The sequence below is a fragment of the Chromohalobacter moromii genome (assembly GCF_023091865.1).
In the GTDB taxonomy this organism is placed as follows: Bacteria; Pseudomonadota; Gammaproteobacteria; order Pseudomonadales; family Halomonadaceae; genus Chromohalobacter; species Chromohalobacter moromii.
In genome coordinates this window covers 1,282,673-1,296,885 of the sequence record NZ_JAHXDI010000001.1, presented here as the reverse complement: position 1 = coordinate 1,296,885, position 14,213 = coordinate 1,282,673, and the positions used below count along the sequence as shown (strand labels likewise).

The 14,213-nt window shown below is 59.9% G+C and carries 12 protein-coding genes; 3 read left to right on the top strand and 9 right to left on the bottom strand.

Annotated features, from left to right (window positions below; genetic code table 11):
• Positions 1–247 precede the first annotated feature (247 nt).
• Positions 248–2,356 carry a right-handed parallel beta-helix repeat-containing protein gene (locus KZO83_RS05785; RefSeq protein WP_247620076.1) on the top strand — a complete coding sequence of 703 codons (2,109 nt, stop codon included), beginning with the start codon at positions 248–250 and terminating at the stop codon, positions 2,354–2,356.
• Positions 2,357–2,480: 124 nt separating this feature from the next.
• On the top strand, positions 2,481–2,681 hold the full coding sequence (gene vapB, locus KZO83_RS05780) for a type II toxin-antitoxin system VapB family antitoxin (protein ID WP_247620075.1): 201 nt from the start codon (positions 2,481–2,483) through the stop codon (positions 2,679–2,681).
• A 1-nt stretch (position 2,682) separates the two neighbouring features.
• On the opposite strand, the gene KZO83_RS05775 is transcribed toward vapB, so the two are convergent.
• Positions 2,683–3,123, bottom strand: coding sequence for a low molecular weight protein-tyrosine-phosphatase (locus KZO83_RS05775; protein ID WP_247620074.1), 441 nt, complete (start codon positions 3,121–3,123; stop codon positions 2,683–2,685).
• A 201-nt stretch (positions 3,124–3,324) separates the two neighbouring features.
• Positions 3,325–4,299, bottom strand: coding sequence for a glycine betaine ABC transporter substrate-binding protein (locus tag KZO83_RS05770; protein WP_247620073.1), 975 nt, complete (start codon positions 4,297–4,299; stop codon positions 3,325–3,327).
• Positions 4,300–4,536: 237 nt separating this feature from the next.
• Between KZO83_RS05770 and KZO83_RS05765 the strand changes: the two genes are divergently transcribed.
• Positions 4,537–5,484, top strand: coding sequence for a glycosyltransferase family 2 protein (locus tag KZO83_RS05765; RefSeq protein ID WP_336296566.1), 948 nt, complete (start codon positions 4,537–4,539; stop codon positions 5,482–5,484).
• 90 nt (positions 5,485–5,574) lie between these two features.
• On the opposite strand, the gene KZO83_RS05760 is transcribed toward KZO83_RS05765, so the two are convergent.
• From KZO83_RS05760 to KZO83_RS05730, 7 genes are all read right to left on the bottom strand, one after another.
• Positions 5,575–6,633, bottom strand: a complete 1,059-nt coding sequence (locus KZO83_RS05760) for a glycosyltransferase (protein ID WP_247620071.1) — start codon at positions 6,631–6,633, stop codon at positions 5,575–5,577.
• A gap of 4 nt (positions 6,634–6,637) precedes the next feature.
• Positions 6,638–7,777, bottom strand: coding sequence for a glycosyltransferase family 92 protein (locus tag KZO83_RS05755; protein ID WP_247620070.1), 1,140 nt, complete (start codon positions 7,775–7,777; stop codon positions 6,638–6,640).
• Positions 7,778–7,912: 135 nt separating this feature from the next.
• On the bottom strand, positions 7,913–9,016 hold the full coding sequence (locus tag KZO83_RS05750; RefSeq protein ID WP_247620069.1) for a glycosyltransferase family 92 protein: 1,104 nt from the start codon (positions 9,014–9,016) through the stop codon (positions 7,913–7,915).
• 31 nt (positions 9,017–9,047) lie between these two features.
• Positions 9,048–9,926 (bottom strand): hypothetical protein, encoded by an 879-nt coding sequence (locus KZO83_RS05745; protein ID WP_247620068.1) that lies wholly within the window; start codon positions 9,924–9,926, stop codon positions 9,048–9,050.
• A gap of 202 nt (positions 9,927–10,128) precedes the next feature.
• Positions 10,129–11,280 (bottom strand): glycosyltransferase, encoded by a 1,152-nt coding sequence (locus KZO83_RS05740; RefSeq protein WP_247620067.1) that lies wholly within the window; start codon positions 11,278–11,280, stop codon positions 10,129–10,131.
• A complete protein-coding gene (locus tag KZO83_RS05735) occupies positions 11,280–12,635 on the bottom strand; it encodes an O-antigen ligase family protein (RefSeq protein ID WP_247620066.1) in 1,356 nt (451 codons plus the stop codon). The genes KZO83_RS05740 and KZO83_RS05735 overlap by 1 nt, the downstream gene beginning before the upstream one ends.
• Before the next feature lie 150 nt (positions 12,636–12,785).
• A complete protein-coding gene (locus KZO83_RS05730; RefSeq protein WP_247620065.1) occupies positions 12,786–14,174 on the bottom strand; it encodes an undecaprenyl-phosphate glucose phosphotransferase in 1,389 nt (462 codons plus the stop codon).
• Between the last annotated feature and the right edge of the window lie 39 nt (positions 14,175–14,213).

Sequence of the window (14,213 nt, the reverse complement as noted above, 5' to 3'; positions counted from 1 at the left end):
CGTCAAAAACCAGTCGCACTTTACACTTACAATGCCGTAATAAACGGATATCAAACGAGACCACACAATAATATTAACGCTACTCATCACGCGCTTAACGCGTCCTCACTACGAGTAACGAAAGACAACTAAAATGATGAAAATACGCCACCAATAAGGAGAATACTCACCTCATTACTCAACAAAATTTCATCTACGCTAGGCAATTATTTCGGAGGGAAAAATGAACACTTCGAGAAGACGGCTCTTGGCTCGACTACTCCAGGGCGGCGCTGTACTGACCGCTTCCGGTTTATTGCCGACTCACGCTGCAGGTATGGAAAAAAGAGACAAAGAGGGAAAAACAACGCAGGAGGGAGCAGAGACGCTGCATGCCGACTCCATCGCCGAGATGCAGGCACTGGACGTTACCCGCCTTCAAGATGGGCAACGTATCCAAGTCGCCGGTTACCACGCGGGGGAATCACTCGGCGGGGGAAGTTTCATCTGGTACGCCCATGAACGACGCGAGGAAGACGGGGGTACCTGTTTTCGTGCCCATGACCAAGCCGACGGGCGTTTTCTACGACGCCTCGACGACACGCTCACGCCCGGCATGTTCGGCGCGCGCGGGGACGGCAGCGATCAGTATCTCGCCTTGAAGCAACTTGCCAAAGCCGCCAATGCCCAGCAGCGCGATATCGTCTTTCCCGAGGGTGATTTCGCCTCGTCGGGGACCGGGTTACGCTTTACGGGCATCCGCGTGACCGGGGCGGGCGTCACGCGTACGACCCTTCGTTATACCAGTGACACTTACGGTGCGTTTGTCGCGATCCACGATGGTGCCACCCTATCGGGCATGACGCTGGACGGTAATGTCAGTGACGACCCCGCCCGCTGGAGTACCGCCAACCACGACGCCTTTACCGGCGCCTTGCCACTGGACCTCCTTGGCCACGACGTCACCGCCCACGACCTTGTTTGCCGCCGCTCTCCCCGCTCCTGTCTCCGCGTTGGCGCACGCAACTTCGTGCTCCGCGATGTCGTCGCCGAGCATGCGCGCGGTAACTATGGGGACGGCATCTTCATCGCCGACTCTCGCGATGGCATCGTCGAACGCTGCCAGGCACGTGACTTCACGCGTATTGGCTTCGTCACCGACACTTACGGCGAGAGTCCAAGAAACATCCTCAGCGAGCGCATCGACTTCATCGACTGTCTCGCCGAAAACGGCCATCACGCCAGCGTCGATTACGGCGACGATGAATACAACGCCGGTTTCTGGGCCGAAAATAGCAACGACGTTCGCTTTATCAACTGTCGTTCGCGCGACACGACGCATCACGGCTTCGTCGCCACCACCGGACGCACTCCGTCGCAAGGCACTGGGCACTTCACCCTGCGCGGCTGCATCGCCGAGACGACGGGCGATGGGTATTTACTCAGCGATCTGAATGACACTCCCGTACGCCATACCGTCGACGACTGCCTGTCACGCGACATCGACAGAGGCTTTTGTATCGAGATGGACCTTGCGGCCAGCCACCTAACGGGGCAACGTCTCTGTACAAAACTACGTGGCTCCCAACGCAGTGGCAGCTCCCTATTGCTCACAGGCGATGGACATATCGATATCCGCCATTTCGACGAAACCTGGCAGACGTTCAACGCATCGCGCCATGACAGCATGCGCGCCAGTTACGCCTCAATCGTCTCGGCGGCCGGCTTCAAAGGCGATCTGCATCTCGCCCACTTCCAGAGCCGACACGGCGACACCGATGAGCCCATTGCCGTAGGCTTCAAGCTCATCGGCCAATCGCACCTGCGCGACTTCACGCTGAGCGCCACGCGGGCACGGCTCTTTCATGTACCGGCCGAGCGCATCAGTCTGCACGACTGCGAGATATCCGCCGGCTGGGTCAAAGCCTTCGAGACGCTCGATGTAGACGCCTGCCGACTCGGTGACGGCGTACCGCGCTTCGATATCTTCGACACCACGCAGCATCACCGTTACCGCCACTGCCAGTTCGACTTCACTCCCGGCGGCGGGCATCTCTACCTGCACAACAGCGACAAACGCAATGCGCGGCATGTGGTGCGCTTCGAACGCTGCCGTTTCAAGAAAGACCTCGCCCAGCACGGCTACATGATCACCTTGGACGCAGCGCCCGGTGTCTTCATGGCCAATGAGAGCAACTATCTCACCTTCCGCGACTGCACCTTCGAAAACACTGGCCAAGCCACCGAGACCCCCGCGATACGCACCCTCCAGCGCCCACCGCAAGCCTCGCTGACCGGGTACGGCAATCGCAAGAACGCCGCTATCGGCACCCTGACCGCCTTCGAACTCGACGACGACCTCATGGCCGACGGCTAACGCAGCGACAAGCTTGCCCCACCAACGAAAACGGCCCCAAAAGGGGCCGCTGTTCATTCGTGCTGGCAGGTAGGCTAGACTTAAATAATTAAATATACATACAAAACATCTTAAGGTGACTGTCATGCTACAAGGTTCCGTCTTTCACTCCCAACGCCATCAAACCATACGACTACCCAGGGAAAGCGCCTTCCTCAACGGGGTAAAGCGTATCGAGATTATTTCCATCGGAGAGACGCGCATCCTCATCCCTGAGGGCAATTCATGGGAGGAATGGTTCGATGGGCAAGATGCCACCGCCGACTTCTTTAACACGCGTGATTAATTTACAACTTCCCCGCCCATGCCTCGGCCGCGTTGACCAGTTGCCGATGCACGTGCGTGAACGCTTCGTCGCTTTTGCCGTAGGGGTCGGAAATTTCCGGGTTGGCCAGCCAGCGCCCGAACAGCATGGTCTTGCCGAAGGCCGAGGGTAATAGCTCCCCCACCGCGCGACGTTGTCGTTCCGTCATCACCAGGACCAAGTCCGCTTCGCGCAGCATCGTTTCATCGATCTGGCGTGCCTTATGCGCCTTGAGCGCCTTGGCGAGCTCCGGCCGTTCGGCCTCCGCCAACGCGCGGGAATGCGTCTCGACGCCCTCTCCCACACGCGCGCCAAGACCCGCCGTGGCAATCATCCGATCAGGATACTGCCGCTGTAACAGCGCCGCCGCCACCGGGCTACGACAGATATTGCCCGTACACACCACCAGAATACGTTTAAACATCAATGCCGAGCCCCATTTCGCTTTGCACAACACCCTATCGTGACGCCAAAGCGCACCCACCGGAAGATGAAAAGCCTCGCCATCCAAGCATGGGCGTGCTCATATCGCGGCCACCAACGAAAACGGCCCCGAAAGGGGCCGTCTAAAAGCGGGACTTATGCAGCGTTCCTCTAGAGAACGAACTTCAGGAGAGAACAAGCTTCAGGGAGCGGGCTTCGCCAGATCGCTGATTTTTTCGAGATCGTAGCGCTTTGCGGTCTCGGCGGTGACCACGAAGCCGTTCTTGTCTTGCGCAGGGGCTGGCTCGAAGCCCACCAGGTCGCGCTCAGGCAGCAGTGTCGACAGAGGTTGTCCGCTCGTGTCGGCGAGCGTGTTCAGCCAGCCACCCAGACTGCCGGTGTATTCCGGAAACAAGTCGATCTCGCCACTTTCGAGCAGGGGCAGATAGGTGGCGCGGTTGCCGATTTCCTGCCGATGCCGGGTGGGGTATCCCGCCTGGTCGAGCGCTTGGTGATACATTTCCGCCAGGATGATGCTCTCACCGAAATTACCGGAGCCGACCACGATGGTGGGGCCCTCTTTTGTCGGCGCACTTTCCGAAGGCGCGGGCGCCCCGTGTTCCTGTAGCCATTCCTGGGCGATGGTCTCCGCCTCCACCCCGTCGAGCGCGAAGCGCCGATTCATCTCGGCCAACTCCGGGGTCGTCAGGTCTGCGCTGAGCGGATTGAGCACCTTACCGAGCTCGGGATAGGCGTCGGCGATGGACTGGTGGGCCACCGGAATGATGTTCTCCGCCGGCTGGGCGTGACGATCATCCTCCAGCAGGACGAAGCGGTCAGTGGCAAGATACCCATTGGTGGTGAAGAGCACGCCGATCTGGATGTCTCCGTTCAGGAGCGCCTCTCGCGTGCGCGGCCCACCGGGGTCGGTGACCACGAAATCGGCGAAGTGCAGGCCGTACTCTTCCTCGAGCGCGGGCAGGCAGTACGGCTCATGGGGACACTCCTTGCCGGAGCCGAACACGAACTGGCTAGCAATGGTTTCCGACCCGCGCTTGCTGGCCGACTCTTCCTGCTCGGCCTCACTGGCCGACAAGGAAGGCGCTGCCAGAAACAAAGCGGCCAAGGCCGTGCTGAACATCAGGGAGCTGCGTGCGGTCAGTAGCTGGTGGCTCAATTCGATCACCCCGTCATATTGAAGTTGTAAGTCAGATTTTTAGGCATTGTTGAACGCCGAGACCCATCGCGGGCGCCGACGTTCGACACAAAATGTACACACACCCTATATAGCTATTGCTGTCGTTACAAAATTCTGGGTACATCGCCGATGATCCAGGGCTGAGCGCTGTACAAACCGGAGACGCCGTCATGCTACGCTCAGACCTCAAACCGCCGCCACCGACTCGCCTCTCCTATGACCCCTGCCTCTCCTATGACCGACGTGCCGCTTGTCTCCGTTATCATCCCCATGCATGGGCGATCCCACTTCATCGAAGCGGCACTGCGCAGCGTCATCGCCCAGACGCATCCCCGGGTCGAGACGATACTGGTCGACGACAACGGCGAAGGCTCCGCCAACCAGTTGGCGACGCACGAGCAGGTCGCGCCCTTTCTAGGGCCCAACGTCCGCTACTCGGCGAACCCCGCCAATGTCGGTGTCTCCGCGACGCGCAACCGGGGCGTCGAGTTGGCCCGGGGCGAGTACATCACCTTTCTGGACGACGACGACCTGTATTACGAGCACAAGGTCGCCCATCAATTGCAGCACATGCTGGATCACAAGCTGGATATCAGCATCTGCTCCTTCGACCGGTTCGACACGGACGGCGAGACGCAACCGCCGAGCGCCATCCAGCCGCCCCTGACGTGCGCCCAGGATGTGCTCTTCGGCGACCCCTCTCCGCATGCGCCCACCATCATGATCGAACGCGCCTTCTTCCAGCGGATAGGCGGCTTCAACGAATCGCTGGCCTACCGCGAAGACCTGATGCTGGTGACACGGGCGCTCATTCACGGTGCCGCCATCGGCTCGATACCGCAGCCTCTCTTCAATTATCGAGTGCACGCCGGCTTCCAGCTCTCCAAGAAGCGGTTCGCGTGCGACGAGATCGACCGCATCTACGCGATCATCGACGAGGAAGAAGCCGAACTTCGGCGCCAGTTGCCCCCGGCGGAACGGGAACGATTGGTGTCGGTGCGGCGCTACAAGCAGCTCGAGGTCCTGTTCAAGAACGGCTGCCGCATCCCCTTCGCGCTGCTCGCCGACACCGTGAAGTACGCCTTCAAGACCGGGGACCACAAGCAGTTGGTGCGTGGCATCTCGAAATACGTGCGCGCAGCCCCGAGGCGCAACACGCATTAGACGCCGTAAAAACAAAAAAGCCCCGGTTCGGGGCTTTTTCGATCATGACCTGTTGGGACTCATGGCGCCTCATCGCGCGTTATAAGAAACTCATGGCAGCGCCTCGTAGCGTTCAGCGATGGCGCTAGGTGAGAAGCCCCGGTAATGGCTCGGGTCGATACGTGGCGGTGCCGCGACGGTGTTGGCGATCTTCTCGGCCAGTGCGGCTTCGTCATCGCAGGCCACCAGATAATTCGCCAGCTCCCCCGTCAGGATATCCCGCGGCCCCGAGGGGCAATCGGTACTCACCACCGGCGTGCCGCAGATCAGAGACTCCGCGATCACGCGGCCGAAGCCCTCGTAGTCGGAGGCCAGCACCAGCAGGTCGGCGTGACGAATGTACGGGTAGGGGTTGGCCTTCTGGCCGAGGAATACCACGCGCGACTCGAGCCCCAGCTCACGGACCAGCGCCTGGGCGTTTTCCAGCTCACCCTCGCCGACGAAGACCAGCTTCTGCGCGATACCACTCGCCTTGTAGGCGCGCAGCAGGCGGTCATAGCGCTTTTGCCGCAGCCCCAGGCGCCCCACGCTGACGATATAGTCGCTCACCTCAACGTCCTGGTGCATGCGACGCTCGATGTCGTCCGCGTCGATGATGTTGTGAATCACCTCGCCATGGGCCGGCGTCGCCCCGTGGGCGTCCAACGATGCCAGGATACCGTGGGAAATGGCGATGACCCGCCGGCCACCGTAGAGTCTGCGGATCTTGCGTACTGCCTTAGTGCGCGAGCCACGCTTGCCCAGCAAGGCCTCCGTGGGGTCGGTGCGAATGCACAGCCACGCCCGCGCCGCCAGCGAGGATTCGGTGACGACCCGGTGCGCGTAATACAGGTTCGCGATGACGACATCGTACGTTCTCGCCTCGTCGCGCAACCAGGCATCGAGTTTCTCGGCGTGCAAGCGAAAGCGCCGCAGCTTTTGCCAGGCGTTCGCATACTGGAAAGGAAGCGTCTTGACCGTCACGCCTTCGGGTATGTCATGCCATACCTTGTCGCTGAGCACGGCGATGGTGACGTCATGGCCGCGCCCCGCCAGTGCCTTGGCCAGGTTCAGGATCGAGATCGGCGCACCGCCACCACCCAGGTGGTCGGACACGAATAGAAACGACATGTTGTCACCGCTCACCGGCCAGCCCCTTTGACATGCTTTCCGTATTCCCATTCTTCGAACCGGGCATCATAGGGATATGACTTTCGTCTTTCACCAGCCCCTCCGTGCCCACTTCTTCAAGCTTGTTCAAACGTGGCTGCCAATTCGTGGTGATACCCAAGAAATGCAAAAAATACGAGGATGGACTGACGCAAGTATCCGGCTTGTTGCGCCTCATCCGACCGCCCAGAAAAAGGGAAGATCGCTTCCATGTGGCGTGCTGCGAGATGACATCCACCTTGTCTTCCTTGCAAACGAACTTTCTCGCCGTTGCCTTGAGCTCCGGAAAGCGGTACACAAAATCCTTGTGGGTATAATTCTCACTTGCCGGCTTCACGAACGGCACATTATAGCTATTGAAATAGACCACCCCTTTGCCAGCCAGCTCAGACGCAAGCGTCTCTTTATTGGATATCAAGAGCTCGTCGATATCGAAATTATAAAGAATCCCACGTCTTGCAAAGCGAGTCAGGCAGTGATTCAACGCCCCAGCCTGAGCGAATTTATTATGGGTCTTCCCCGGTGGTCCGTACGGGAAATCCCAATCCACGACGTGCGCCCGCCCTTTCAAAGCTTCTTTCAACTCGCCTCGATTGCGACTGCCGTTGTCATAGACGAACACATCATCGATCTCGAAATTCTCTCTGTAATGATCCACCCACTCAGAGACCCATGACACCTTGTTGTCCTTGGATATCGCGGCTAAGACCTTCCTGCCTTGCGCTCCACGCTCCCCAACATCCACCGTCACCGAGAACTCGTTGAACTGCAATTCGACAGCCCTGGCGCCATGCCCGGAATGACGCGAAGGCATTTTTGCCTTCAAAACCGACAGCTTGAGTTCCGGATGGTCACGCCATTTATACGGGACCGTTTTACCATCGACAACCAGCCTCATTCCATCAAGGCGAGACGCAAGGTTAAGGAGTGGTGGCCCAAGGCCGACCAGGACATCTTCTTTGGCTGGGTCCGTGAAGAGGTCGTAAAAAACGGTTTTCTTATCAAAAAACCGTAATTCCTCTTCGGAAACACGATCTTTATCGTTTGGGGCTCTTTCTATATCAACCCTGTCAGGTATAACAACCGGCTGAATCATCACGCTCATCAAGAAATCCCAGCATTCCTATAAAATCAAACAATTCTAATGCAGGACATGATATCTTGCGCCTTCAATCCGAGCAATGCCACGGATACATCCCCGACGCCGGGTCTGCTTTCGGGTACACAAGAGAGTAACGCTTCATGCTGTTGTCTTGTTTCTGCTTCCCACGCGCGCCGTCTGCGGCGTCATGACATGCGCGTCATCATACACGAGGCCTTCCGTCGACTCTTCCTTGAACCGCTGAATCCCGGGCTCCTGCTTGTTGCTGATCCCCATGAAGTGCAGGAAGTACCCACCCTCCAACAGTAGTTTCTCGGGCTTGTTGCGACGCAGCTTGTTCAGGAGCGGGACCCGCCACCACGACCAGGTGTTGTGGTAGGAAATCACATCGACGGCATCCGCCCGGCACACGAACTTGCGCGCGGTCTCCTTCACCTTCGGCGAGCGGTAAAGGAAGTCCGCGTGCGTGAATCGCGCCTTGCCGGGATCCCGGTACGGCACCAGAAAGCTGTTGAAATAGACGATGCCTTTCTTCCGCAAACGCGCATCGATGGCCGCACGATCCGCGGTCAGCAACTCGTCTATATCGAAATTGAACAGCACGCCATGTTTGGCGAAACGGTGCAGGCAGTGATTGAGCGCCCCGACCTGGGCGAACATGTTCACCGTCTTTCCAGATGGACCGAAGGGAAAGTTCCAGCGAATGACATGGGCCTTGCCCGCCAGGGCTTGCTCCAGCTCGACGACGTTGTCGCTGCCGTTGTCGTAGAGGTAGACATCCTCGACGCCGTAGCGGCTTTTGTAGAAGTCGACCCAATACGTTATCCACTCGATATCATTGTTCTTCGAGATGGCGGCCAGCACACGCTTACGCTCCGGCAGTTCGAGGGCCGTCAACTTGAACGTCTGCGTGAAATCCGGAAACGCGAACGCGACATCGTACTCGTCGCCCTCGGGGATGGGCGCCTTCAGGATCGACAGCTTGTACTCGCCATACTCGTGAAGTTGAAACCGGGTGGCGGTGCCATTGATGCGCAGCACGAGCCGCTGCAGATAGCTTTCCAAGTTCAATGCCGGCGGTCCCACGGCCACCAGGCAACCGGCCTGCTTATCGACGAACACGTCGTAAAAGACGGTCCTGGCATCGAAAAAGGGTTTCTCGCCTTCTTCCAGGCTACTGCGAGGGCTGGAGAGCCTTTCCAGGGCCATGTCCTCGGGGAGTGTCATCGTATTGATTTGCATGTCTCGACTCGATATTCAGTAACCGGAAGTATCATCCACTCGCCTCGCCAAGATAAGAAACCGTTGTTTCCGGGGTGCAATCGGCAAGGTTCTCTTTCATCAGCGCCAAGGCATGGTTGCCGCGGGCGCCCTGGGTTACGCGCTGCCACCAATCTCGATGCACGGCCTTGACGAGTACCGGCACGGAAGGCAAGCCGATATGCTGCGCCATCGCCAGGCGATGCAGGCCCCGGTTGATCTTGAGAAGCCGCCCTTCACGTGTGACAGCCACGCCCAGCATGTCTTTCCCACGTGTGGAGTCGAAGCCTCGCACGGCCATGTCGTCCATGAAACTCAGGTAGACACGCAAGAAGGTAAGAATACGGGCCTCGCTATCCAGCAGGATACCTTGCTGATGCGACGACCAGGGCTTGCCGGCCTTCAAGCGTGCCATGTACTTGGCGAAGGCTTCCGACTGCGAGAGATCGTCGCGATGGGCATCGATATCCGCAATGAAACGCGCTCGAGAACCCTGGCGCAGATCGCCGCGCCGTAGATCCCACTCACCATCCCAAATGAACGCCGAGGAATTCGGGCGATACTTATGGGGCCAGCCTTGCCAGTGAGTAGCGCGAACCAAGTCATTCGGGTTCACGTGCAAGATCAACTGATCGCCAAGCGTTAACTCAACGGCACGGCGCGGTAAACCAATATGCTCGACCCAAGCGGCACCCGGCAGGTTATATTGCCACAAGCGAAGCAAACCACACTCTACGGGCACGCCCAGGGATTGAGCGCCCTCCCTCACCGTTTTTGCCAAGCGCGCCCGCTGTACCGGCCAGTACATGCGGGGGTCTTCCAAGGGGGCGAAGGCGGGGTCGCCTGCGGGCGGGGTGGGCAACCGATGCTCACCCAGTAGCAAAGACTTCATGCCTCACCTCCCCGCCTTACCGAGAGAGGAGAAGATGAGCTTCGCTTATGCCGTCGCGGCAAACGGCAGATAAGATACGGTTGCCCATGTTCCATGCGTCGTGCCTCGTTATATGCATCATGCTGTCTTAATAGTTAGCATGATAGCAATTAACGCATGACGAGCGTAGTACTAATGTCTTATATAATGTCGAAAAAAACGCTTAATCCGCATCGGGTCTATGCATGAAGCGTGCGGCCACCGTCTCGGGCTTGAAGTCATCCAGCCACGACTCCTGCACTGGCGGGGGCTCCCCCTCCAACGCGGCTTGCAGGCCGCGCGCCAGGCTTTCCTCGTCATGGGGAACGACACTGTCCTCGAGCCCGCCCTTGAGAATGCTGCGAATGCCGCCGGGGCAATCCACGCTCAGCACCGGCGTACCGCAGGCCAGTGCCTCGAACAGCACGATGCCCATGCCCTCGAAACGCGAGCTGAGCACGAACAGTCGCGCGTGATGCATCCACGGGTACGGGTTCTGCCGCTGCCCCGCGAAGATCACCCGCTCGGCGATACCCAGCTCCCCCGCCAGGGCCTCGAGGCGCTCGCGCTCCCGGCCGTCCCCGACCAGCACCAGCGGCAAGGTCACGCCCGAGCGCGCATAGGCGCGCAGCAGCAAGGCGTGATCCTTGGCGGGCACCAGGCGTGCCACGTTGACGATATACGGCCCCGCCGGCAGGTCCGGCTCGGGCGCTTGCATGGCCTCGCGTATCGCGGGGATCGGGCACGGATTGGGGATGACCCGCAGGCTGGCAGGCTCGAATCGCCAAAAGGGCATCGCCTTTTTGACGCTTTCCGCCACGCCCTGGGAGACCGCTACCAATTCCCGCCCCTGATACAGGCAGCGCGCGAACAAGCGCCGGCGCCAGCAAGGTCCCTTGGCATGGAAGATGTTCTCCAGCACGTAGCAGGCCCGCTCATCGCGAAACGTCCACACGAGCTCGAAGGTGCCGATCCCCCGAAAGACGATGCGATCCACCCGACCATAGCGACGCTCAAAGCGCTTGAGCCACAGACGGAACACCACGCCGCCCATCAGCCCCGTGCCCAGGAACAGTGCCCGCTTGAGAATGGGGTTCAGCAACCAGCGTGCCACCCACTCCGCGAGCAACCCGACGACGGTCAGCCGGGTCCAGCGGCTCAGCGCTAGCTGATGCTGTCGCACGCCGGTGTGGGAAGACGTCAACGGTTCATCCACTCGCCGCAGCGCTACCAGATGGCTCTCGTGCCCGGCCTCCGCAAAGGCATCGGCCAGGTTGATCGCCACCCGTTCCATGCCCCCCATCTTCAGGGAACGCACGACCACCAATGTGCGCATCACGTGCTCCGCCGCGCCGGCCAGGCCAGCACCCGCCGGCCGCTTTCCAACTGCCAGCGCCAGATATGCGTGACCAGCCCGCCCACGATGAGGTTATGCACGTACACCCCCGTCCAAAACGAGTTATAGGATTCGAACTGATTGACGATCATCCAGTACACGAAGAACGACGCCCCGAACAGCGCCATGTCGTTCGGGATGACGCCCGCGCGCCACGCCAGCCAGGTGCCCCAGCCGATCCAGAACGCCAGCGCCGCGATGACACCCAGCCCCAGCAAGCCATACGCCACCCAGACTTCCAGGAAAAAGTTGTGCAGGTGACCGAAGCGCTCCTTTATGTTGTCTGGCAACCACTCGGTATGGTCGATCACCAGGCCGCGCCCTTCACCGCCCCAACCGACCAAGGGACGCTCGGCGATCCATTCGCCCGCGGCCACCCAAGTATGAATACGAATGCCGATACTGCTATAGGGCACCGACTCCAGATCGCCCTGCAGCAGCTCCGCCACGACGCCGGACTCCGTCTCCACGCGCTCGCTCAGCGTGCCCCCGAAGAACACTCCCCCCAGCACGATGAGCACCAGCCCCACGCCGATGCCCCCCAGCACGGGGCGCAGCACGCGTTGGCCCAGGCCCCGCGAGCGCGCCCATAGCAACACGATCAACACGGCCACGGGGAGAGAAACGGCCAGGGCCAGCCATACCGCGCGCGTCTGCCCGATGGCAATAGCGACCACGCAAATGCCCAGCGCCAACCCCCAGGCCACGCAGCGCCAAGGTACCCAGCGTGTGCCGCTTGTCATGATACGGCGGGCAAAGATCGCAAGCCCCAGCAAGGCCACCCCGAACAGCATCGAGCCATGCTGTTTATTGCGAATGCCAAAGCCGGTTCGCATGCCTTCCAAGCCCTTGCGCCATTCTTCGAGGCCACCGACCGCAAAGGAGGCAACGAGATAGCCGAGAACCGCCAATCCCCATACCAGCAGCGTGTTGCGGGAGCTTCCGCCCAGCCACCAGGCAACGCCAATGAAAATGAACAGCTTAGCCAGCCGGTCGACTTCCGGGTTGCTCGACACCCACTCGGGATGATGAAGATATCCCAGCCCCCATGACAGCACCTGCACGACGACCGACAGCAGTAGCAGCCACAAGGGCGTGGTCCCGCGTATGCCCTTCCCCCATGCCAGCACGGCGATCAACCCCAATAACGCCGTGGCGGTCCCCGCAGGACTGCCGACGCCAGGCCACAGTACACGCAACAGGCCATACACCAGCAGCGTTGTCACCCCCACGATCACAAGAACATCGGGAGACCGACCGATACCGCTCGGTTCCCACAGGCGAGAACGCAGCATTCCACCCCCAAAAACAGCCGTTCCAGCCCCGTGGTGCGCCATGCAATGACATGGTGACGCCACGCGGCCTTTCCATGAAAAAGCCGCTGATACCATCAGCGGCCCGTGAATATACCAATGTGCCCGTCAGCCTGCATGCCACACGATGCGTCAATACGCATTCTTGTGTATGAAGCCATGCAGGATCGTCAAACCGATGATGCGCAGATCGAGCCAAAGCGACCAGTTGTCGATGTACCACAAGTCGTGCTCGACCCGCTTTTCCATTTTCTCGATGGTGTCCGTCCCGCCGCGAAAGCCATTCACTTGCGCCCATCCGGTGATGCCCGGCTTGACCTTGTGGCGCTTCATGTACGACTCGACCAGCTCCTTGTAGTGGTCGTTGTGCTTCAGGGCGTGCGGCCGAGGGCCGACGATCGACATCCGCCCTTGCAGCACGTTATAGAACTGCGGCAATTCATCCAGCGAGGTACGCCGCAGAAACGCCCCGAAAGGCGTCACGCGCGGATCGCCCCGCTGCGCCTGGGTGATCTGACCGGTGGGCTCGTCATGCACTTCCATCGAACGGAACTTGTAGACCTTGAAGTGCTGCCCGTTCACGCCGGTACGGTACTGCTTGAACACAATCGGCCCACGCGATTCGTATTTCAGAATAATCGCGATGACAGCCCCGATGGGCAGGGAAATGAGCAAGAACAGCGTGCCCAGCACCACATCCTCGACGCGCTTGAGAAAGCGCGCCGTTTCGGTCATGGGCGTGACGCTCAGGTCGATGGAGAAGCGACCCGCCACCTCGCTGATGCGATGGTTGAGCAGCTTCAGATCCTGAAATTCCGGCAGGAAACGCACTTCGGCGGTCTGGTGGCGCAATGCGAACATGATGTCTTGCACGGTGCCGCCCATCTCCAGCGGTAGGCATAGCCACACTTCACGCGCGTCGGAAGCCTCCACCCGGCGTGCCAGGGTCTCGAGGAAAGCCTCATCCGGTATCGCGTTCACGCGCTGCACGCCGGCAATGGCAAACCCCTCGCCCGGCGACCGGCGCATGCCGTGCGCGACATTGAGTAGGTTCTCTTGCGGCCCCACGAGGAACACGCCGCGCAAGTTCTTGCCCAGCGCCCGCGCCCGTTTCAGCGACAGCATCACCAGGATCCGAAAGCCCGCCGCCATGGCAAACGAGAACAGCAGGGTCATCCCCAGCCACAAGCGCGAATACCGAACGGAGGCCTCGGCCAGGTAGATGATCGAGGTCGCCAACAGAGCGACGATTGCCCAAATGCAGAGCAAGCGAAACAGAATGTTGGAAAGGCGTGTCGTGCGCCAGCGCACATAGGCGCCATCGATGAAATTCGCCATCACCACGAAGATCGCGATGATCAGCATGCCTAGCAAGAAGCGGTCATGCACATCCGTGGAGCCGAAGCGTATGCAATAGGCCAGGAAACCGGCAAAGAGCACGGCGCCAGCATCAATCATCGGAACGAAGACCTGCGCCGGAAAACGCTCAGTAATGACCTTCTTGCGAGGTGACTTGCTCATTTAGTCAAAACAATCCAAACCGGTTTATAGGAGCCATGC